The sequence below is a fragment of the Streptomyces sp. SAI-127 genome, from assembly GCF_029894425.1.
GTDB lineage: Bacteria > Actinomycetota > Actinomycetes > Streptomycetales > Streptomycetaceae > Streptomyces.
Window position 1 is genome coordinate 1,610,453 of record NZ_JARXYJ010000001.1, and the last position, 20,145, is coordinate 1,630,597.

Annotated in this window: 18 protein-coding genes and 2 pseudogenes; 8 read left to right on the top strand and 12 right to left on the bottom strand. The window is 71.0% G+C overall.

The features are described 5' to 3' along the window. Window positions 1-8: 8 nt before the first annotated feature. The 5 genes from M2157_RS07650 to M2157_RS07670 all read right to left on the bottom strand — a co-directional run bounded on the left by M2157_RS07650 (window position 9) and on the right by M2157_RS07670 (window position 5,316). Complete coding sequence (locus M2157_RS07650) at window positions 9-872, bottom strand: lysophospholipid acyltransferase family protein (RefSeq protein WP_280864836.1); 864 nt, start codon at window positions 870-872, stop codon at window positions 9-11. Then, window positions 872-1,642, bottom strand: coding sequence for a GNAT family N-acyltransferase (locus tag M2157_RS07655; RefSeq protein ID WP_280861044.1), 771 nt, complete (start codon window positions 1,640-1,642; stop codon window positions 872-874). Before M2157_RS07655 ends, M2157_RS07650 begins: the two co-directional genes overlap by 1 nt. Before the next feature lie 307 nt (window positions 1,643-1,949). Next, window positions 1,950-2,699, bottom strand: a complete 750-nt coding sequence (locus M2157_RS07660; RefSeq protein ID WP_069760968.1) for a succinate dehydrogenase/fumarate reductase iron-sulfur subunit — start codon at window positions 2,697-2,699, stop codon at window positions 1,950-1,952. Beyond that, window positions 2,696-4,642: a fumarate reductase/succinate dehydrogenase flavoprotein subunit gene (locus M2157_RS07665; RefSeq protein WP_280864837.1), complete on the bottom strand. Its 1,947-nt coding sequence runs from the start codon at window positions 4,640-4,642 to the stop codon at window positions 2,696-2,698. Before M2157_RS07665 ends, M2157_RS07660 begins: the two co-directional genes overlap by 4 nt. Before the next feature lie 2 nt (window positions 4,643-4,644). Further along, the gene (locus tag M2157_RS07670) at window positions 4,645-5,316 is read right to left on the bottom strand and encodes a succinate dehydrogenase (protein ID WP_280868176.1); all 672 of its coding nucleotides are present in this window, start codon (window positions 5,314-5,316) and stop codon (window positions 4,645-4,647) included. Window positions 5,317-5,435: 119 nt separating this feature from the next. Here M2157_RS07670 and M2157_RS07675 point away from each other — a divergent pair, with 119 nt between their 5' ends. Both M2157_RS07675 and M2157_RS07680 read left to right on the top strand, forming a co-directional pair. Continuing rightward, window positions 5,436-6,323, top strand: coding sequence for a LysR substrate-binding domain-containing protein (locus tag M2157_RS07675; protein WP_280864838.1), 888 nt, complete (start codon window positions 5,436-5,438; stop codon window positions 6,321-6,323). A gap of 40 nt (window positions 6,324-6,363) precedes the next feature. Continuing rightward, entirely contained in the window at window positions 6,364-7,569 is a 1,206-nt protein-coding gene (locus M2157_RS07680) for a PQQ-binding-like beta-propeller repeat protein (RefSeq protein WP_280864839.1), read from the top strand. A gap of 13 nt (window positions 7,570-7,582) precedes the next feature. Here the strand turns inward: M2157_RS07680 and M2157_RS07685 are convergent. The 3 genes and pseudogenes from M2157_RS07685 to M2157_RS07695 form a co-directional block, all read right to left on the bottom strand. Continuing rightward, window positions 7,583-9,720: pseudogene (locus M2157_RS07685) on the bottom strand (EAL domain-containing protein). Then, window positions 9,717-10,538 carry an SAM-dependent methyltransferase gene (locus tag M2157_RS07690; protein ID WP_280861049.1) on the bottom strand — a complete coding sequence of 274 codons (822 nt, stop codon included), beginning with the start codon at window positions 10,536-10,538 and terminating at the stop codon, window positions 9,717-9,719. Before M2157_RS07690 ends, M2157_RS07685 begins: the two are co-directional and overlap by 4 nt. A gap of 282 nt (window positions 10,539-10,820) precedes the next feature. Further along, window positions 10,821-11,786, bottom strand: coding sequence for an SCO0930 family lipoprotein (locus M2157_RS07695; protein ID WP_280861050.1), 966 nt, complete (start codon window positions 11,784-11,786; stop codon window positions 10,821-10,823). A gap of 783 nt (window positions 11,787-12,569) precedes the next feature. On the opposite strand from M2157_RS07695, the gene M2157_RS07700 reads away from it, so the two are divergent. The 3 genes from M2157_RS07700 to M2157_RS07710 all read left to right on the top strand — a co-directional run bounded on the left by M2157_RS07700 (window position 12,570) and on the right by M2157_RS07710 (window position 14,224). After that, window positions 12,570-12,701: a hypothetical protein gene (locus M2157_RS07700; RefSeq protein ID WP_266511426.1), complete on the top strand. Its 132-nt coding sequence runs from the start codon at window positions 12,570-12,572 to the stop codon at window positions 12,699-12,701. 21 nt (window positions 12,702-12,722) lie between these two features. Continuing rightward, entirely contained in the window at window positions 12,723-13,487 is a 765-nt protein-coding gene (locus M2157_RS07705; protein ID WP_280861051.1) for a DUF4239 domain-containing protein, read from the top strand. Window positions 13,488-13,693: 206 nt separating this feature from the next. Then, window positions 13,694-14,224, top strand: a complete 531-nt coding sequence (locus M2157_RS07710; protein ID WP_280864840.1) for a hypothetical protein — start codon at window positions 13,694-13,696, stop codon at window positions 14,222-14,224. Between the two features lie 103 nt (window positions 14,225-14,327). Here M2157_RS07710 and M2157_RS07715 read toward each other — a convergent pair whose 3' ends face one another. Continuing rightward, entirely contained in the window at window positions 14,328-14,819 is a 492-nt protein-coding gene (locus tag M2157_RS07715; RefSeq protein ID WP_280861053.1) for a hypothetical protein, read from the bottom strand. 333 nt (window positions 14,820-15,152) lie between these two features. Between M2157_RS07715 and M2157_RS07720 the strand changes: the two are divergent. Further along, window positions 15,153-15,825: pseudogene (locus M2157_RS07720) on the top strand (class F sortase). 30 nt (window positions 15,826-15,855) lie between these two features. Here M2157_RS07720 and M2157_RS07725 read toward each other — a convergent pair. Then, window positions 15,856-16,722, bottom strand: coding sequence for a polysaccharide deacetylase family protein (locus M2157_RS07725; protein WP_280864841.1), 867 nt, complete (start codon window positions 16,720-16,722; stop codon window positions 15,856-15,858). A 322-nt stretch (window positions 16,723-17,044) separates the two neighbouring features. Between M2157_RS07725 and M2157_RS07730 the strand changes: the two genes are divergently transcribed. After that, window positions 17,045-17,506: a universal stress protein gene (locus tag M2157_RS07730; RefSeq protein ID WP_007386389.1), complete on the top strand. Its 462-nt coding sequence runs from the start codon at window positions 17,045-17,047 to the stop codon at window positions 17,504-17,506. 71 nt (window positions 17,507-17,577) lie between these two features. Here the strand turns inward: M2157_RS07730 and M2157_RS07735 are convergent, their stop codons facing one another. Next, a complete protein-coding gene (locus M2157_RS07735) occupies window positions 17,578-18,393 on the bottom strand; it encodes an alpha/beta hydrolase (protein WP_280861055.1) in 816 nt (271 codons plus the stop codon). A gap of 72 nt (window positions 18,394-18,465) precedes the next feature. Between M2157_RS07735 and M2157_RS07740 the strand changes: the two genes are divergently transcribed. Beyond that, on the top strand, window positions 18,466-18,945 hold the full coding sequence (locus M2157_RS07740) for a MarR family winged helix-turn-helix transcriptional regulator (RefSeq protein WP_280861056.1): 480 nt from the start codon (window positions 18,466-18,468) through the stop codon (window positions 18,943-18,945). A 1-nt stretch (window position 18,946) separates the two neighbouring features. On the opposite strand, the gene M2157_RS07745 is transcribed toward M2157_RS07740, so the two are convergent. Next, a complete protein-coding gene (locus M2157_RS07745) occupies window positions 18,947-20,095 on the bottom strand; it encodes a CapA family protein (RefSeq protein ID WP_280864842.1) in 1,149 nt (382 codons plus the stop codon). Window positions 20,096-20,145 lie beyond the last annotated feature (50 nt).

Genomic DNA, 20,145 nt, shown 5'->3' on the forward strand with positions numbered 1-20,145 from the left:
CCCGACTCTCAGCGCCCCCGCCGCGTGCCGTCGCTCAGCAGGCTCAGGGCTGTTGACCGCCGGGGGTGTCGGTCGGCCGTGTGTTCTCCGGTCCGGCCGTGGCACGAGCACGACTGTGCCGCGCGGGCCAGTGAGCGGCGGTCGGGGTGGCTGCCCGGGGTGACGGGGTCCATGACCTCCACCTCGGCCATCAGCCCCCGCGCCGACACCACCCGCCACACCGACGCGAGCAGAGAGTCGTCGCCGATGAAGGCGGGGGCCGTACTGGACCCGCCGTCGACAAGGCCGTACCGCAGACTCACCGGCTGGACGGGCACCCCGGCGTCCAGGGCCGCCTGGAACACCGCACGACGGAAGTGGCCCTGGGCGCGGCCGCACCAGGTGCTGCCCTCGGGGAAGACGGCGACCGCGGAGCCCCCGCGCAGCGCGTCGGCGATCCGGGCGACCGTGTCCGGGAGCGCACGCAGCCGGTCCCTCTCGATGAACAGCGCCCCGCTGCGGGCCGTCAGCCATCCCGCCACGGGCCACTGCCGGATCTCGGCCTTGGCGAGCATCCGCGCTGGGCGGACGGCGGCGAGCAGCGGGATGTCCAGCCACGAGATGTGGTTGGCGACCAGGAGCACGCCGCCCGGGGGCGTGGTGGCGCCGGACATGCGGACCCGGACCCCCGAGGCCCGCACCACCGCCCGGCACCACCACCTGACCGCGCCGGCCGGGATCAACCGGCCGACCGGCAGCAACGCGATCCCGGCGAGCAGCACCGACGTGACCCCGAGGAGCCGCAGCACGGCCCGGGGTACGGCCATGACGGCCCCCGTCCGCTCCACACACGCCCCCGGGGTGCAGGGCGCGCTGGGCAGCCAGACGCTCATCAGGCCGGGGCGAGCGAGAGGAAGTGCCGCAGATAGCGGGCGTTGACCCGGCGCATCGACAGCAGCACGTACATGTCGGCGACCCCGAAGGCCGGGTCGTGGGCGGGCTGACCGCACACCCAGGCGCCGAGGCGGAGGTAGCCGCGCAGCAGCGGGGGCAGCTCGGTGTGGGCGGCGGGCGTCCCCTCGGCCGGCTCCCAGGGCAGCAGGGGCCGTACCCGGAACTCCTCGGGAGCCAGGTACTTGGTGCGCACCCGGTCCCAGGTGCCGGCCGCCAGCGCGCCGCCGTCGGCGAGCGGGATCGAGCAGCAGCCGGCCAGCCAGTCGTGGCCGCGGTCCACCATGTAGCGGGCGATCCCGGCCCAGATGAGGCCGATGACGGCCCCGTCGCGGTGGTCGGGGTGCACGCAGGAGCGGCCGACCTCGACCAGACCCGGGCGGATCCCGTCGAGCGGCGCGAGGTCGAACTCGCCCTCCGAGTACAGGCGTCCGGCCACCGCGGCCCGCTCCGGGGGCAGCAGCCGGTAGGTGCCCACGACCTGGCCGGTCACGGTGTCGCGGACGAGCAGGTGGTCGCAGTAGGCGTCGAAGCCGTCCACGTCTAGGCCGGGTTCCGGGGTGGACAGGAGGGCGCCCATCTCCCCGGCGAACACGTCGTGCCGCAGCCGCTGCGCGGCCCGTACGTCGTCCTCGTCGCGGGCCAGGCCGACGGTGTAGCGGGTGGGGGCGACGCTCTGCGGGGGACGGTCCAGGGTGGAAACGCCGTTCATGGCACTCTCCAGGTCACAGGCGGAGGCGGCGAGCGGTGCCGCTGTCCCTGTTCTCCCGACGCCGGTTGGCGTGTACGTGACGGGTTCCGAGAGTGCGGATGTGCGGAGGTTGAACGCCTCGGGCAAGGTGTCCGGGGCCTCCGACTCCGTCGACCAGCCGGTGTCCCGCCGGTGACGGGAGTCTCACCGACGCCGATCCCGCCGTACGACGAGAGGCTGCCCTGTCCAAGTCCACGTGACCTTGGCGGGGCCGGACCTGAGCACCACGTCCGACCCCGCCCGTCCGCACCTTGTCGGCGAACGTCTCTCAGCGCCTGGCGACCTTCCGGGTCGCCCGCAGCCACTCCTTGTTCATGCTGGTGATGGAGACCAGCGGAATCCCCTTGGGACAGGCCGTCGCGCACTCACCCGCCAGCGTGCACCCGCCGAAGCCCTCCTCGTCCATCTGCTCCACCATGTCGAGGACCCTGGTCTCCCGCTCCGGCGCCCCCTGCGGCAGCACGTTCAGGTGATTGACCTTGGCCGAGGTGAACAACATCGCCGCCCCGTTGGGACACGCGGCGACACACGCCCCGCAGCCGATGCACTCGGCGTGCTCGAAGGCGAGGTCGGCATCGGGCTTGGGTACCGGGGTCGCATGGGCCTCGGGTGCCGCACCCGTGGGCGCCGTGATGTATCCCCCGGCCTGGATGATCCGGTCGAAGGCCGACCGGTCCACGACCAGGTCCTTGATCACCGGGAACGCGGACGCCCGCCACGGCTCGACGTCGATCGTGTCGCCGTCCGAGAAGGACCGCATGTGCAGCTGACAGGTGGTCGTCCGCTCGGGCCCGTGGGCGTCGCCGTTGATGACGAGCGAGCACGCGCCGCAGATGCCCTCGCGGCAGTCGTGGTCGAAGGCCACCGGATCCTCACCGCGCAGGATGAGCTCCTCGTTGAGGGTGTCCAGCATCTCCAGGAAGGACATGTCGGACGAGATGCCGTCCACCTCGTACGTGGACATCGCGCCGTCGGCGTCGGCGTTCTTCTGTCGCCAGACGCGCAGGGTGAGCTTCATGCGTAGCTCCGCTGAGTGGGGTGGACGTACTCGAAGACCAGGTCTTCCTTGTGCAGGACGGGAGCCTCGCCGGTGCCGGTGAACTCCCAGGCCGCCGCGTAGGCGAACTCGTCGTCCCGGCGGGCGGCTTCGCCGTCGGGCGTCTGGGACTCCTCGCGGAAGTGACCGCCGCAGGACTCGGCGCGGTGCAGCGCGTCGAGGCACATCAGCTCGGCGAGCTCCAGATAGTCGACGACGCGATTCGCCTTCTCCAGCGACTGGTTGAACTCCTCGCCGGTGCCCGGAACCTTGATACGCCGCCAGAACTCCTCGCGGATCTGCGGGATGCGCTCCAGCGCCTTGCGCAGACCGGAGTCGGTGCGCGCCATCCCGCAGAACTCCCACATGAGTTCGCCGACCTCGCGGTGGAACGAGTCAGGCGTGCGGTCGCCGTCGACGGCGAGGAGCAGGTTGAGCCGGTCCTCGGTCTCCGCCAACACCTCCTGCACGGCGGGGTGTTCACCGGTCACCGCGTCCTGGTGCGGGTTGCGGGCGAGGTAGTCGTTGATGGTCGCCGGCAGCACGAAGTAGCCGTCGGCCAGGCCCTGCATCAGCGCGGAGGCGCCGAGGCGGTTGGCCCCGTGGTCGGAGAAGTTGGCCTCACCGATCGCGAACAGGCCGGGGATCGTGGTCTGGAGGTCGTAGTCGACCCACAGGCCGCCCATCGTGTAGTGCACGGCGGGGTAGATCCGCATCGGCACCTCGTACGGATCCTCGTCGGTGATCCGCTGGTACATGTCGAAGAGGTTGCCGTACTTCGCCTCCACGGCCCCCCGGCCCATGCGCTGGATGGCGTCGGCGAAGTCGAGGTACACGCCCTGTCCGCCCGGCCCCACTCCCCTGCCCTCGTCGCAGACGTTCTTCGCGGCGCGGGAGGCGATGTCGCGCGGGACCAGGTTGCCGAAGGACGGGTAGATGCGCTCCAGGTAGTAGTCGCGCTCGTCCTCGGGGATCCTGTTCGGCGGACGGGTGTCGCCCTTGGCCTTCGGCACCCAGATCCGGCCGTCGTTGCGCAGCGACTCGCTCATCAGCGTGAGCTTGGACTGGTGGTCGCCGGTGCGCGGGATGCAGGTCGGATGGATCTGGGTGAAGCAGGGGTTGGCGAAGTGGGCGCCACGGCGGTGGGCCCGCCAGATGGCCGTCGCGTTGGAGTTCATGGCGTTCGTCGACAGGTAGAAGACATTGCCGTAGCCGCCGGAGGCCAGCACCACCGCGTCCGCGAAGTACGTGTCGATGCGACCGGTGACGAGGTCGCGGGCCACGATCCCGCGGGCCCGTCCGTCGACGACGATCAGGTCGAGCATCTCGGTGCGCGGGTGCATCTCGATGTTCCCGGCCGCGATCTGCCTCGACAGCGCCTGATACGCGCCCAGCAGGAGCTGCTGACCCGTCTGGCCGCGGGCGTAGAAGGTCCGGGAGACCTGCACCCCGCCGAAGGAGCGGGTGTCGAGCAGACCGCCGTACTCCCGCGCGAAGGGCACGCCCTGCGCCACGCACTGGTCGATGATCTCCACCGAGATCTGTGCCAGGCGGTGGACGTTGGACTCGCGCGCCCTGAAGTCGCCGCCCTTGACGGTGTCGTAGAAGAGGCGGTGGATCGAGTCGCCGTCGTTGCGGTAGTTCTTGGCCGCGTTGATGCCACCCTGAGCGGCGATGGAGTGGGCGCGGCGCGGGGAGTCCTGATAGCAGAACTGGACGACGTGATAACCCTGTTCGGCGAGGGTCGCGCCCGCGGAGCCGCCCGCGAGGCCGGTACCCACGACGATCACCGTGTGCTTGCGGCGGTTGGCGGGGTTGACCAGCTTGGCCTCGAAACGGCGCTTGTCCCAGCGCTCGGCCACCGGCCCTGTCGGAGCCTTGGTGTCGACGACCGGTTCGCCGGTCACGTAGTCGGTGTACGTCATGTTCAGCTCACCACTCCGGTCATGACACCCACGGGCACGGCGATGAAGCCGGCCGTGAGCAGCAGTGCGAGGACATTGGCGACGGCCTTGAGGGCACGGTCGCGGGTGCGGCTGCCGACGCCGAGGGTCTGCGCGGCACTCCAGAAGCCGTGCCGGACGTGCAGGCCGAGGGCGAGCATCGCGACGATGTAGATGACGTTGCCGTACCAGGTGGAGAAGGTGTCCACGACGTTCTGGTACGGGTGGCCCTCCTGGAAGCCGCCGGAGTGCACGGTGCCGGTCGTCAGGTCGAGGATGTGCCACACGATGAACAGGCCGAGGATGATCCCGCCCCAGCGCATGGTGCGCGTCGCGTAGCTCGCCTGCGGCTTCTTGTGGACGTACTTGCTGGGCCGTGCCCGGATGTCGCGGCGGCTGAGCTGGTAGGCCGAGGTGGCGTGCGCGACGACGGCGACCACCAGCACGACGCGGATGATCCAGAGCGTCCACTCGTAGTGCATGAACGGTTCCCCGACCGTGCGCAGCCAGTGCGCGTAGTGGTTGAACTCGCCCGCCCCGAAGAAGATCTTCAAGTTGCCGATCATGTGGACGACCAGGTACAGCAGCATGATCAGGCCGCTGACGGCCATCACGGTCTTCTTGCCGACGGAGCTGTCCCACACGGTGCGTGCCATGGACGGCCGTCGGTCCGTCCGCGTTGCCAGAGCCATGGGCAAGACGCTAGGGCCGAACGGCCCCATCGGTCCAAGACATGGTCCGGCTTGATTCCATAGAGAGCGACTATCGTACGGGGATGCAGTTCCAGCAGCTCCAGTACTTCGTGGCGGTCGCCGAGACCCGGCACTTCACGCGCGCCGCCGAACTCGTCCATGTGGCGCAGCCGTCCCTGTCGCAGCAGATCAAGGCGCTCGAGAGGGAGCTCGGGGCCGATCTGTTCCTGCGGGCGCGCGGCAACATCGCGCTCACCGACGCGGGCGAGGCCCTGCTGCCGCTGGCCCGACGCATCCTGGCCGACGCGGACACGGCCCGGCACGAGGTGCAGGAGCTGGTGCAGCTGCGCAGCGGCCGGGTGCGGCTCGGCGCGACCCCGAGCCTGTGCACCGGCCTGCTGCCGGACGTGCTGCGTGCCTTCCACGACCGCTATCCCGGCATCCGGCTGATGATCGAGGAGGGCGGCTCCCACGATCTCGTACGGCTGCTCGCGCGCGGCGCCCTCGACCTGGCGCTGGTGGTCCTCCCGCTGCCGTCGCCGTCCCCCGCGCTGACGACGGTGGAGCTGCTGCGCGAGGACCTCGTCGTCGTGTCCTCGCCGGAGGCGCCGGCCCCCGGTGGCCCGGGCCACCGTACCGTGCGCGTCGCCGACCTGGAGAGCGAGCCCCTGGTGATGTTCCGGCACGGCTACGACCTGCGCGAACTGACCGTGGCCGCGTGCCGCGCCGAGGGCTTCGAGCCGGACTTCGCGGTGGAGGGCGGGGAGATGGACGCGGTGCTGGGCTTCGTCCGGGCGGGCCTGGGCGTGGCCGTCGTACCGCGCATGGTCGCCACCCGCTCGGGCCGGGGGCTGCGGGTCACCCCGCTCGCCCGGCCCGGCCTGCGCCGGACGATCGCGCTGGCCCACCGCAGCGATGTGGCTCCGCCGCGGGCGGCACGGGAGTTGCAGCGGATGCTTCTGGAGCGCTGAGCGGTCGTAGCATGGGGTTTTCTGGCACGGGGGTGGGCGGATGAAGCGGCGGATCGCCGTGGTGGGCGCGGCGCTGATGGTGCTCGCGGGGTGCGTGGACAACACCGCGTCCGGTGGATCGCGGAGCTCCGGGCCGACGGTGGAGACGACCTCGAGGTCGGTCTCGGGCCCGTGGCGCGCGTGGGCGGCGTCCCTCTCCAGCGGGGAGGCCCGCGGCAGTTGCGGCGCGACGGCGCACCAGGTGGTGTGCGCGACCAACTCCGGTGGAATCGTGGGGCGTTCGCGGGCGGACGGCCGTATCACCTGGACCGTGCCCGCCGACGACCACGGCAAGAGCGCCGGACTGCTCGTCGACGCGGCCGACGAACGGGCCGTGACCGGGGTCGCGGGCAGGCTCCGCGCGGCGAACCTGCGGACGGGTGAGCAGGCGTGGACCCATCAACTGCGCACCAGCCGCGCGTACTTCGCTCTCGGCGCCGCGGACGGGACCGTCTATGCTCTCGACGCGCCGGATCCCTTCGCCGGCACCGCCGTCCTCGACGCCGTTCGCGCATCCGACGGCACGCCCCTCTGGCACCGGACCGTCGCCTGGAGCACGGGCGAACCCCTGGCCGCCTTCCGGGGCCGCGTCTACACGGCCGACGGCACCCGGGTCACCTCCCGCGACGCCCGCACCGGCGACACCGTGGCGACCAGCCCCACGGGCGTCGAGTGCCCGCACCTCGTCACCGGCGGCCACTACCTGGTCTGCACCGGCAGCCCGTTCTCCGCCGGGGACACCTTCCCGCCCATGCGACGCCTGGATCCGGCGACGCTGAGGCCGCTGCCGACCCCGAGGAACACGATCGACAAACCCGTGCACGGGGTGATCTCCGACGACGGGGTCCTGGTGCTGTACGAGGCCGGCGCCGAGGACACCAGCGCGGGCAACTGGTTCGCGTACGACCTCGCGAACGACCGCAAACTGTGGAGCACGTACGCCACCGAGGCGGACGCCGCCGTGGCCGGCGGCCGGTTCGTGACCTTCACCCCCGTCAACGACCGCACTGCGCGGGGCCGCGTGCTCACGATCGACCTGCACGCCGGTCCGCAGGGGACCGGAAATGCCGCGCCCCGCATGTCCGCGGCGTACTCGCAGACCAGAGACGGCGAACACCCGGTGTTCGTCGTGCCGGGCGGGGACACGGGCCACGTCGTCGTCATGGCCCGTACCCACGGTTCCCTGCGCTCACTCCCGCTGCCCTAGGACCGGGCGGGACTCAGCCCGTCGCGTCCACCAGCGCCAGCTCGTGCAGCCGCTCCGGCGGGCCCGGGCGGGCGTAGTACCAGCCCTGGGCCGTGTCGCAGCCCAGTATCCGCAACTGCTCGGCCTGGGCCCCGGTTTCGACCCCCTCGACCGTCACCGCGAGGTTCAGGCCGTGGGCGAGCGAAACGATACCCTCGACGATCTTGAGGTCGACGGGATCGGCGGGGAACTGCTGCATGCTCTGGGTGAAGGAGCGGTCCAGCTTCAGGACGCTGACCGGGAGGCGGCGAAGGTTCGCCAGGTTCGAGTAGCCGGTGCCGAAGTCGTCCAGGGCGATGTCGACGCCCATCTCGGCGAGCCGGCGCAGCGGCTTGAGGAGGTCGTCGTCGGCGCCGATGAGGGCCGACTCCGTGACTTCGAGGCAGAGGGCGTTCGGCTCGACGCCGGCGCGCTCCAGGATGTCGACACGGTGTCCTGGACCAGGCCGGGGTGGGTGAGCTGGCACGGCGAGAGGTTGACGTTGATCCTCAGGGGACCGTTCTCCCCGTACCGTTCTCGCCATTCACGGGCCTGCCGTACCGACTGCTCCAGGACCCAGCGGCCGAGCGGCACGATCAGCCCGGTGTGCTCGGCGAGCGGGATGAACCGGTCCGGTCCCAGCACGCCGTGCTGCGGATGCAGCCAGCGCACCAGCGCCTCGGCGCCCCGCACACTGCCGTCGCCGAGGTGGACCAGCGGCTGGTACTCGATGAAGAACTCGCCGCGGTCCAGGGCCGCGGGCAGTGCCGTGGTCAGCCCGTGCCGGGTGATGGCGCGGGCGTCGGCCTCCGGGTCGGCCAGCTCGAAGCGGTTGCCGCCCGCCGACTTGGCCCGGTACATGGTGATGTCGGCGCTGCGCAGGACCTCCGCCGGACCCCGCTCGCCCGTGGGGCCCTCGACGATGCCGATGCTGCCGCGCACGGTCAGCTCGCGGCCGTCGATACGGACCGGGGCGAGCAGCACGTTCATGATGCGCGCCGCGAGGTCGTCGACCTCGCTCTCGGTGTCGGGGCCGGTGGTCAGCGCCACGAACTCGTCACCGCCGAGCCGGGCCACCATCTCGCCCGGCGCCGTCGCGCACGACTGGAGCCGGTCGGCGACCTCGACGAGCAGCCGGTCGCCGGCCGCGTGGCCGAGACTGTCGTTGATGGTCTTGAAGCCGTCGAGGTCGAGGTAGCACAGGCCGAACCGCTGGCCCTCGCCCGCGTTCAGCGCCTTCTCCAGGCGCTCGAAGAACAGCGTGCGGTTGGGCAGTCCGGTGAGCGCGTCGTGCGTGGCCTCGTAGCGCAGCCGGAGGTTGAGCAGCCGGCGCTCGGTGGTGTCCTCCATGAGGGCGAGCTGGTACTGCGGGACGCCGTCGGCGTCGCGCAGCAGGGAGACCGTCAGGTTGGTCCACAGGACCGTTCCGTCCGGGCGGTAGAAGGCCTTTTCGAGGTGGTAGTGCTCGCGCTCGCCGCGGACGAGTTCGTCGTAGAGCGTCCAGGTCTGGGGGGCGTCCTCGGGGTGGACCCACTCCTGGACCCTGCGCCCGCGCATCGTCTGGTCGGTGATGCCGAACATGCGCAGCAGCGCGCCGTTGACCTGGAGGACGTTGCCGTCCAGGTCGGCGATGCCGATCCCTATGGCCGCGCCCTCGAACACCGCGCGGAACCGGGCCTCGGTCGCGTGCAGCGCCTGCGCCACCACGCCCTGCGCCTCGAGGGCGGCCTGTGCGATGGCCTCCTGCTCGGCCAGCGTCCGCTCCCGCAGCGCGTGCGCGAACCCGGCGGCCATGGCGTGCTGGAGTCGTGCGGAACGGGACCGCAGGTCCTCGCGGTCGCCGTCGCCGCCGCAGTAGAGCACCAGATAGGCGTCGACGCAGTCCAGGGAGCGGGTCAGCGCCTCCGGATCCGTGCAGTGCGCGTCGACGAGGGCGGCGCCGACCGCCCGGCCCTCGTCCGTGTCGACGACCCTGGCCGCGAGCGCCTCGCTCAACCGGCGGGCCAGCGGCAGCAGTTGTTCCTCGAACTCCGGCCGGGTCGCGGACGTCGACGTCACCGGGAACACGGCCCGGCTCCAGATCGTCGCGAACCGGCGCAGTCTGTCCTCCGGCCCGTCCGGCTCGGCGATCACGCCGTACGCCCCACGCCGGCGAACCCGGAGAAGGCCCACGGATCCTCGTCGTCGGGGTTCCAGGTCGCCGACTCGGGCCGCCACCACGGCGGCGACACCAGTCCCGGTTCCACCATGTCGTACCCCTCGAAGAACCGCGCGATCTCCTCGCGCGAGCGCATGATCAGCGGGTTGCGAATGTCCTTGTACACGTCCACCGCCCCCTCGGCCCGCTCCGGCGGCAGCGGGATTCCCTCGTACGACGCGTGCGTGAGCACCAGCAGGCTGCCGGGCGCGAGTGCGTCGCGCAGCTCCGCCACCGCTCCGTAGGGGTCGTCCGCGTCTTCCACGAAGTGCAGTATGGCAACGAGAAGCAGTGCCACCGGCCGGTTCAGGTCGATCAGTCGCTGAACCTCGGGGCTCGCGAGGATCTCCCGGGGCTTGCGAAGGTCGGCGGCGACGACTCCCGCGTCCGCGTTGCCCTCCAGGACGGCCTGGCTGTGCGCGACGGCCACCGGGTCGTGGTCGACGTAGACGACACGGGCGCCGGGGCGGGCGCTCTGGGCGACCTCGTGGACGTTGCCGAAGGTCGGGATGCCGGAGCCGATGTCCAGGAACTGGGTGATGCCCTCGTCGGCGGCGAACCGCACCGCCCGCCGCAGGAAGGCCCGGTTCGCCTGCATGGTCTTCGGCAGGCCCGGTGCGAACTCCATGACCTTGCGGGCCGCCTCCCGGTCGGCCTCGAAGTTGTGCGAACCGCCCAGGTAGAAGTCGTAGATACGCGAGACACTCGGCACCGAGATGTCGATGCTCCGGGGAGCCCAGGCGGGACGCTCCATGTATCTCTCCAAGGCGTAGACGATCCGGTGTTCGAGCTGAGGCTACTGATCGGCCGCCAATGGAGCGAGCAGAAACGGAAATTGACCGTCCGTTCCCGGTCACTGCCTGCGGCACGTGCCGCTCGGGAACGCTGTGGATTCCCTACGAAACGTAGGCGCCGCACTCCGGAGAGTTCCGGAGCGGGCGCCGACTCGCGGGGAGTTGGGGGAATCACGGCAAACCGGTCCGCCCCCTCCGTGCGGCGCGGAGGGGGCGGACCGGCGGTTCGGGCGGGACCGCCGTCACTTGTCGGAGACGCCGACCATCTCTCCGTTGGGGCGGACGGCGTACCAGGTGCCGCCGACGCCCTGGCCGTTGGTGTCTCCGGCCTTCTTGTCGCCCGCGAAGGTGTAGATGGGCGAGCAGTTGACCGTCTGCTGCTTGGCGCCGTCGGAGCGGGTGAAGCTCATCAGGCCCTTCTTCTGGACGTCCTTGGTGTCGTTCGCCGACACCGGCGCCACGACCGGCCACTTCTCCAGGCAGGCACCGTTGCAGTTGGAGACCGGCTCGGGCCAGGCCTTGTCCTTGGCGAAGCGGTAGACCGTCATGCCGTTCTTGTCGACGACGATCTCGCCCAGGTTGGGGTCGTTGCGCGTGGACAGTCCGGGCAGGCCGGCGACCGACGCCTTCTTGCCCGTGGGCGCCAGCGCGTACCACTTGCCGCCCACGCCCTGGCCGGTCAGATCGCCGGCCTTGGTGTCCTTCGCATAGCGGTAGGCCGGCCAGCCGCCGATGGTCAACTGCTTGCTGCCGTCGGCCCGGGTCACCTCACCGAGCAGCGCCTTGTCGATACCGGCGCCGGCCGAGGCGTCGTTCGCGGGTACCGGCGGCCAGGCCGTCGCGCAGTCGCCGTTGCAGTTCGACTTCGGCGGCTCGGCGGTGTCCTCGTCGAAGCGGTAGAGGCTGAGACCGGCGCTGTCGGTCAGCACGTCCCCGAGCTCGGCGTTCGCGGAAACCTCGAGCTTGCCGGCCGAGGCCGACTGGGCTCCCAGGTTCCCCTGGCCACCGCCCACGGTCGAGCTGGCGCTCGGGCTGGTACCGGTCCCGATACCGGAGCCGACACCGCCATAACCGCCCGCCGCCGCCGTGGCACCGACGTTCTGGCTGCCCACCGACGACGTGCCGCCTTCCTGACCGCACGCCGTCGTCAGCACCAGCACCGCCGCGGCGCTTGCCACGAGTGAGGCGTTCCGCCAGGAGGTCTTCATCGTCAACTCCCCATAATTCAAAAGGGTGTTGCAGCGCCCTGCTGCGCCGCCGCACGACAATGGGTACGCACCGGAGCAGGGGTTGTGTTCAACCGTCCCGCATATTTCTTTTCGGAAGCTGTGACCACACCCGCCCCAGGCCGCACAGATGTACCCCCCGTCGGACGGACGAGCGCACAGAATTCAAACATCGGGCGGCCCTTTGTCCCTCCTTCGGACCAATCTCTTCGCGCCCGCGCGTGTGGTGGCGTAGCAGGCCTCATGATCTCCGTCGTGCATCGACCCGAATCGCCCCAATCCGCCTCCGCCATACGGGTATTGGCCCTGCTGACCTTGACGTGGGCGCTCATCGGCCCCACGGCGGGGGTGGCCGAGGCGGATGCCTGCGCCTACGCCTCTGCCGGCCCCGGCGGCGCGGAGGCGGTGGCGGTCGCCGGAAGCTCCACCTGGCCCACTTTCCCGCCGTGCCCGAAGCCCGAGCCTCCGCCTCCACCCACCCCCACCCCCACACCCACACCCACACCCCCTGAGCCTCCGTGTACACCGACCCCCACTCCCGAGCCCACGCCGACACCGAAGCCGCCGAAGCCGACGCCGACGCCGACCCCCGAGCCGCCGGCTCCCACGCCCCCGCCGGCACCGCCGCCCGCGCCGGCACCGCAACCGGCCACACCGCGGCCGCGGCCCACCCCGCCCCCCGCACCCGCCCCGACCCCGACTCCCACCTCCACCCCGGCGCGGAAGCCGCCGCCCAGCCCGGCCCCGGGCCCCTCCGCGGCCCCGGTGACCTACCCGGCCTACCACCACGCGAAGGCGCCCGACCGGCCCACGCACAGCACGACCTCGCCCGTGATCTACGTCCTGCTCATCACCGCGCCCGCGGTGGTCGCCGTGGCCGCCCTGCGGCCCCGCTAATGCCGATCCTGGAGGCATCCCTTGCCGGAATGGCTTGTTCTCATCCTCGCGATGCTGGCCGCATGCGCCGTGGTGGTCGCCATCACGCTCATCCGCCACAAGGCGGCACCCGTGGACGAGGATCCCAGCGAGACCCCGGACGTCATCGAGTACATGACGATGTGGATCGGGGTGGTGTACGCCATCGTCCTGGGTCTGGCCATCGCGGGCGTCTGGGAGGCCCGCAGCTCCGCCCAGGACCACGTCCAGGCGGAGGCCCAGGCGCTGCACGAGATCTCGGAGCGGGTCCAGGTCTATCCGGCCGACGCCCGTGACCGCATTCGGGACGATGTCAACGCCTATGTCGGACACGTCGTCACCACCGAGTGGAAGGAGATGGCCGACCACCGCCGCATGACCGGGCGCGGCACCGAACTCCTCGACCGGATCCGCACGGACGTCACCTCCTACCAGCCGAAGACCGACTTCGAGGCCCAGGCCTACCAGCCGCTCGTCGACCAGGTGGCGGCCGTGGACCAGGCCCGCAACGCCCGCGCCGACTCGGTCGAGCCCACCATGCCCGGGGTGGTCTGGTTCGGTCTGCTGGGCGGCGGCGTCGTCACCATCGGCATGGTCTTCGCGCTGCAGATCCGGCGTACGGCACGCGAGCTGATCCTGGCCGGCCTGTTCTCCGCACTGATCGCCTTCCTGCTCTTCCTGATCTGGGACTTCGACGCCCCCTACAGCCGGGGCATCACGGCGTCGGCGGAGCCGTTCTTCGCCCTCTTCCCGGACAGCAAGGGCTGACGGCGTCCCACCGCGGGCACATCCGGGGGATGTCCGGCGTCCGACACGCCGTCGGCGTCCCCTGAGCGGCCCACACGCATGCCCCATTCGGAGCGACAACGATCGCGCGGACGTACACCCGTTCCTAGCGTTTCGGTTATCGAGGTGCATTTCTGACACAGGCGGAAAAGATCCGCAGCTGCTCCTCGGGGACCGGAGGAACCACCATGCGCGCGATACGCGTCGCTTCGGCCGCACTCCTGGGCATGGCCGCCCTGTCCTTCTCGGCACCGGCCGCCGTGGCGAAGGACACCGACATCACGCCCTTCGGTTTCAGCGTCCTGCCCTCGACCGTCGCCGCGGGCGGACAGGTGGCCCTCCTGCTGGAACGGAACCACGGCGGCTGCAGGGGCTCCGCGACCGTCACGTCGGAGGTCCTCGACACCGTCATCATCCCGCCGCACAAGAGTTACGCGACGGCCGTCGTCGACTGGGACGCCAGACCCGGTTCGGTGTACCGGGTGACGTTCACCTGCGACGGCGTGAGCGGGTCCACGAGGGTGACCATCGCCGGCGGCCGCCCGGACGGTCCCACACCGGTGCCGCTCCACCCCGACCGGGGCGTGCACGCCGGTGGGGGCGGCAGCATCGCCGGGTTCGACCTCAAGGAGCTCGGCATGGGCGCCGCGCTGATCACGGGGTCGATCGGGGCGGCGTACAACTTCTCCCGCCGTCACGCCGGCGAGGACGAGGCCTGACGGCTCCGCCGGGCGCGCAGACCTCCGCCCCGGTGGTTCCTCTCGGAATCCGGGGCGAAGGCCTGTGCCACGTGCGGTCGGACGTCTCCGAAGGGGGCGGAGATCAGATGTGCTTCTCGGACCGCCGGCGCATCCAGAACACCCCGCCGCCGATGACGGCCAGGGCCACGAGACCGCCGCCGATGGCCATGTCGGTCGGGGTGGCCCCGGCGGAGCTGCTGCCACCGAGACCGCCGCGGACTCCGCCGATGACGGTGAAGGCCGTGGGGTTGATCACGGTGCCGTTGCCGCAGACGACGCTGATGCTGTGCGATCCGGTGGCCGCGTTCCGGTTGACCGTGGCGCGTCCCGTCGCCAGGTTGTTGGCCCCCGTCCTCAGCCTGATGGTCCGGAACGCGTCCGAGCTCGCGGTGGCGTTGCCGGTGCAGTTGTTGACGGTGATGGTCAGTTGTCCGCCCCGGGCGATGACGTTGGGCAGGGCGACGACATTGCTGGGGCTCAGGTTCATGCCGTCCCGCGCGACGGCCGCCGGGGCGGCGAGTCCGAGCACGGCGACCGCGGCGCCGGCGGCCGCCAGGGCACGAGTAGTACGCATGTGAATCCTCCGCGGGAGACGCCCCGGGAACGGTCCCCGGTGTATCGGCGAGAAAACGCCTCCCAGACAGACCCTCAGATGCCGTGCGCGAGCCCGCATTTCGGCACTGGTCCGTATTGGTGAGAGGACACGCCGAACGAAAAGCGCACAATCGGATATCTTCGCAGGTCACGGACCGTCAGAAAATTCCTGTTCACGGCAACTCGGATGGCGCACCAGCCGCGTTCGGTGGCCACCCGTTCGCCTCCGCCCCGTCGCCGGTTTCGCGCGCGGGACTTAGCGTTCTCGTATGCGCGAATGACGTGGCGACGGCCGCGTCGAGAGGGGAAGTCAATGTCTGCGTCCGAGCTGGCCGGGCTGGCCGAAGAGGAGGAGCAGCGGAAGAAGCGCGCTCCCTGGGGCGTGATAGCGCTTGTTCTGCTGACCGGTCTCGCGCTCATTCGGAACGGTTCGGGGGAGTTCGACGTCGGCCCGCCGCAGCCCGCGTCGGCGGCCGCGGCGGACAGCCGGGTGCACGGCTCCGTCTTCGGCAACGCCCCCGCTCCCCTGCCGTACGCCGCGCCCGACCGGGTCTCCATCCCGGCGATCCGGGTCGACGCGCCGATGCTGCCGGTCGGCCTGGACTCGGACGGCTGGGTCGGCGCGCCGCCGCCGGAGGACCCGAATCTGGCCGGCTGGTTCACCGGCGCGGTCTCCCCCGGCGAGAAGGGCACCGCGGGTCGTCGTCGGCCATGTCGACAACAAACAGGGCCCCGCCGTGTTCTACGGACTCGGGGCCCTGAAGAAGGGAAATCGCGTCGAGATCAGGCGCAAGGACGGAAAGACGGCCGTCTTCGAGATCTACGGCATCGAGGTCTTCGAGAAGAACAATTTCCCCGGAGACCGTGTCTACGGCTCCAAGGGGACCCCCGAATTGCGGGTCATCACCTGCGGGGGCGGATTTTCCAAGCACAACGGCTACGACGGCAACGTCGTCGCCTTCGCCCGCCTGGTCGAGGTCCGCTGAGCGTTCCCCGACCCGGCGGGCGCGTTCCGGCTATACGTACTCCCGTCGCGGGACGGTGATGTGATAGCCGGAATCGATGAGTTGCGGCAGATAGGCGCGCAGCGCCCGGACACTCTGGGAGCGGTCGCCCCCGGCGTCGTGCGAGAGCACCACGACGCCGGGGGCGGCGCCGTGCTCCACCGCGCCGACGATGCGGCGGGTGCCCGGGGTGGTCCAGTCGAGCGTGTCCACGGTCCAGGCGAGGGGTTCCATGCCGAGCTCGGCGCCGAGCTGGAAGGCGGCACGGTTCCAGGCGCCGTAGGGAGCTCGGAACCATTCGGGCCGCTCGCCGTAGGCGTCCTCGATGACGTCGCAGGTGCGTTCCATCTCGGAGCGGATGCGGGAGCGGCTGAGCCGGGTGAGCAGGGGGTGGGACCAGGTGTGGTTGCCGACGACGTGTCCCTCGTCGGACATCCGGGCCAGCAGGTCCTGGTTGCCGACCGCCATCTCCCCGCACACGAAGAACATCGCCCGTACGTCGTGCTCGGCCAGCGTGTCCAGGATGTGCGGGGTGTAGCGGGGGTCGGGTCCGTCGTCGAAGCTCAGCACCATGGTCCTGCCGCGTCCGGAGACCTTCAGCAACGGCTCGTGGCGCACCGGCGTCCTGCGGTGGCTGGTGTGCGGCGGCCCGTATCCGGTCAGGGGCTGGAGGCGGTAGGCCGACGACTTGACCGTGCGACGAGCCGGCGGGCCTGCGGCGGGGAGCGCCGGCCCGACCGGCTCCTCGCCGATGACCGACGCGAGCACTCCGGCCGTGCCGGCGGCCCCGACGACGGCGGCGCCGGCCAGCAGGGCCCGGCGCCGGGTGAGCACCGCCGTCGTCGACGACAGCCGTGTGAGCAACTGATCCTTCGTCATGACTCATCAGTCGCCCGGGACAGCTCAGACGCACCACGGCAACACCGGTGCGGCGGCACGAATACACCCGCCCGGCCCAGTGAACAGGGGCGTCCCCGGCGGCATGGCGGAACGTCAGGCCGATGTCGTAGGAGGGCAATCGGCTTCGGCCCCGGCCTCGTCCCCTCCGTCGAGGCCGGGTGCCGAGGGGCGGCGGCGGGCTTCGATGGCGGCCCGCTCGCCGCCCGCCCTTCGGGTGCCCCCTTTCCGAAAAACTTGCGCACCCATGTCGACGGGTCCCCGAACGCCGTCCGGACCTGCGGCTTCCGATAGCCTCACAGCCGTGACGGAACAGCATGCGCACCAGTTCGAGCGGGGCACGGACGGGCCCAAGGTCATCGTCGTCGGTGTGGACGGCTCCGACTCCTCGCTCCGCGCGGCGGCATACGCCGGTGGTCTGGCCCGGCGGCAGCACGCGCTGCTCGCCGTCGTGTACGTCCAGCCGGTGATCGCCTCGGGCGCCGCGCTCGGCGCGCCGGTCGCCGAGACGACCGACGAGATCGCGGAGGACCTGGTCGCCCAGATCCGGCTCGCGACCGAGCAGAACAAGGGGATATTCGATGTGCGCTGGGAGTTCCACACCTTCCGCGGCGACCCCTACAGCGGTCTGACGAAGGCGGCGGACGAGCTCAAGGCCGACGCGGTCGTCGTCGGAGCCTCGGAGCAGGCCGGCCACCGGATCGTCGGTTCCGTCGCGGTGCGGCTGGTCAAGGCGGGGCGGTGGCCGGTGACCGTGGTGCCGTAGGCCCGTTCGATGCGGTTCCTGACCGTGATCCGTTTCGGGTACTCGTCCCTACGGTCGGCGCCGACGGGGCGTCAGAGCGAGCGCAGGAAGTCCCGCACGATCGTGTTGAACTCCTCGGGCCTCTCCAGGTTCGGGAAGTGCGAGGTGCCCTCCACCAGCACCGAGCGGCCGTGCTGAGCGGTGTCGGCGAAGCGTTCCGCGTCGGCGAGCAGGTCCGGTGAGTCGAGCGTGCCGTTGACGGTGAGGACCGGGACGTCGATCTTCGGGACCCGGGCCCAGGTGTCGGTCATGGGCACGTGCCAGTTCCGTTCGCCCGGCGTGTGCTTGGCGATGGTGTGCAGGGCCATCTCGCGCAGGTGGTCGAGGATCCGCGGGTCGGTCTCGTCGGCCTCGCGGAAGGGGCCCGCGACGGACCGGAGGAACACCTTCAGCCAGCCCTCGATGTCGCCCGAGTGCAGGGTCCGCTGGGACTCCGCCACGACCTGTCGGGTCACCTCGTGGGTGTACTGGAAGTCGCTGACCGAGGCCCCGCTCATCACGACCCCCCGGACCAGTTCCGGATACTCGATCGCCGTGTCACCGGCGATGGCCCCACCCATCGAGACGCCTACCAGGACCGCGGGGCCCGCGTCGAGGTGGCGGAGCAGTCCGGCGAGGTCGTCGGCCCAGCGGAAGGGCTTGGTCGCGTTGGCGGTCCAGCCGTGGCCGCGGATGTCGACGGCGATGACGCGGTGGTCGGCGGCGAGGACCGGTGTCTGGGCCTCGAAGAGGCGGTGGTCGACGTAGCCGGCGTGCAGCAGGACCACGGGGTCCCCGGTTCCGGTGTCGAGATAGGCGATGTCCCCGTCGGCGGACGCGAAGTAGCTCAGTTCCGAAGCAGCTGTCATGACAACCAAGGTGTCATCTTCCGGCGACTTTGACAACCCGGTTGTCATGATGAACCGGTGCATGATGAGCGGGTGAACGACATCGACGCCCCGCTTCCCCCGGACGAACTCGGCCACCGCGTCTCCGAGGTGTTCGACCTGATCGGCGCGCTCTACCGACGCGGCCTGCGCAAGCTCGAACAGGGCCAACAGATCGAGGGGGTCTCCGTCGGGGTGCGCTCCGTGCTGGTCCTGCTGCGCAGGTACGGCCCCATGACGGTGCCTCAGATGGCCCGGCTCATGGCGCTGACCCGCCAGTTCGTGCAGCGCATGGTCAACGACGCGGTGGCCGCGGGCCGGGCGGAGGTCACACCGAACCCCGCGCACCAGCGGTCCTCACTGATCCGGATCACGGCCGAGGGCGAGGCCGTCATCGACGCGATCCTCGCCCGCGAGCACGCCCTGAACCGCCAGGTCGGCGGCGATCTGACGGACGCCGAACTGCGGGCCTGCGCGCGCGTCCTGAAGGAGATGCTGCGAACCTTCGACCACGAGGACACCGCCTCCGGCTGACCTACTCCCCCATCGCCAGCCCGTCCTTCGCCGCGCCCCGGCTCAGCACCACCTCCCGGATCCGGTCGCGGACGCCCTCGAGATCGGCGCCCCGCGCGATCGCCTGGTTGAGGTTCACCGCCCGGCCGGCGTCCACGTCGAACATCTGCGGCACGAACTCCGCCTTCGCGACCCGCCAGCGCTCACCCGGCCGGGCGGGCGGGGCGAAGGTGAAGCGGCCGAGGGTGGACTGGTTGCCGCGCGGGTCCTGGGCGCCCTCGTGGTTGAACATCTCGCCGGCGATCTGGTCGCCCATGCCGTAGACGACCCAGGTGCCGTTGACCTTCTCGTACGCCTGCGGGACATGGGCGTGGGTGCCCAGGATCAGGTCGACGTCGGGACGCGCGCCGGTGCGGGCGGCGGTCAGATCGCGCGCCAGGGTCACCTGCTGCTCATCGGGCGCGTCCTGCCATTCGGTGCCCCAGTGCAGCGATACGACGACCACGTCGGCGCCCGCCTTCCGGGCGGCCCGGGCGTCCGCAAGGATCTTCTTCTCGTCCATCAGGCCGACCGCCCAGGGCTGTCCCTTGGGCAGCGGGAAGCCGTTGGTGTCATAGGTGTAGGCGAGGTGGGCGACCTTCGCCGACCCGGCACGCAGGACGGTGACCGTGCGCGCCTCGGCCTCCGTGCGGGCCGACCCGGCGTGCCGTACGCCCGCGCGGTCCAGGGCGTCGAGGGTGCGGCGGATGCCGCCGGAGCCGTCGTCGAGGCTGTGGTTGGAGGCGGTGGAGCAGCCGTCGTAGCCGGTGGCGGCAAGGCCCTGGGCCACCTCGGGCGGTGACTTGAAGGTCGGGTAGCCGGTGTAGTCGCCGTTCGCGCCGTAGACGGTCTCCATGTGACACAGCGCCAGATCGGCGCGGGAGACGACGGAGCGGATTCCGGCCAGCATCGGACGGAAGTCATAGCCCTTCCCGCCGCCGTCGAAGCGGGCCCGGTCGATGATCGAACTGTGCGGCAGGACGTCACCGGAGGCGACGAGTGTGAAGCCGCGCGGTGCGGCGGCGGACGGGGCCGGACGCCCCGGTGTCTCGTGGTCGTGCGCCTGACAGGCGGCACCCCCGGCGAGAAGTGCCGTGAGGGCCAGGGCAACCTGCCGTCTGCGTGCAATCATCAGCTCACCCCACTGTGGTCATATTTGCTGACGAATAGGTATGAGCTTGT

What these genes read in the sequence shown, in the direction of transcription:
- M2157_RS07660 (WP_069760968.1), bottom strand. Translation starts at nt 2,699, where the DNA reads ATGAAGCTCACCCTGCGCGTCTGGCGACAGAAGAACGCCGACGCCGAC.
- M2157_RS07670 (WP_280868176.1), bottom strand. Translation starts at nt 5,316, where the DNA reads ATGGCACGCACCGTGTGGGACAGCTCCGTCGGCAAGAAGACCGTGATG.
- M2157_RS07690 (WP_280861049.1), bottom strand. Translation starts at nt 10,538, where the DNA reads ATGGAGCGTCCCGCCTGGGCTCCCCGGAGCATCGACATCTCGGTGCCG.
- M2157_RS07650 (WP_280864836.1), bottom strand. Translation starts at nt 872, where the DNA reads ATGAGCGTCTGGCTGCCCAGCGCGCCCTGCACCCCGGGGGCGTGTGTG.
- M2157_RS07680 (WP_280864839.1), top strand. Translation starts at nt 6,364, where the DNA reads ATGAAGCGGCGGATCGCCGTGGTGGGCGCGGCGCTGATGGTGCTCGCG.
- M2157_RS07745 (WP_280864842.1), bottom strand. Translation starts at nt 20,095, where the DNA reads ATGATTGCACGCAGACGGCAGGTTGCCCTGGCCCTCACGGCACTTCTC.
- M2157_RS07710 (WP_280864840.1), top strand. Translation starts at nt 13,694, where the DNA reads ATGCGCGCGATACGCGTCGCTTCGGCCGCACTCCTGGGCATGGCCGCC.
- M2157_RS07665 (WP_280864837.1), bottom strand. Translation starts at nt 4,642, where the DNA reads ATGACGTACACCGACTACGTGACCGGCGAACCGGTCGTCGACACCAAG.
- M2157_RS07735 (WP_280861055.1), bottom strand. Translation starts at nt 18,393, where the DNA reads ATGACAGCTGCTTCGGAACTGAGCTACTTCGCGTCCGCCGACGGGGAC.
- M2157_RS07655 (WP_280861044.1), bottom strand. Translation starts at nt 1,642, where the DNA reads ATGAACGGCGTTTCCACCCTGGACCGTCCCCCGCAGAGCGTCGCCCCC.
- M2157_RS07695 (WP_280861050.1), bottom strand. Translation starts at nt 11,786, where the DNA reads ATGAAGACCTCCTGGCGGAACGCCTCACTCGTGGCAAGCGCCGCGGCG.
- M2157_RS07725 (WP_280864841.1), bottom strand. Translation starts at nt 16,722, where the DNA reads ATGACGAAGGATCAGTTGCTCACACGGCTGTCGTCGACGACGGCGGTG.
- M2157_RS07715 (WP_280861053.1), bottom strand. Translation starts at nt 14,819, where the DNA reads ATGCGTACTACTCGTGCCCTGGCGGCCGCCGGCGCCGCGGTCGCCGTG.
- M2157_RS07675 (WP_280864838.1), top strand. Translation starts at nt 5,436, where the DNA reads ATGCAGTTCCAGCAGCTCCAGTACTTCGTGGCGGTCGCCGAGACCCGG.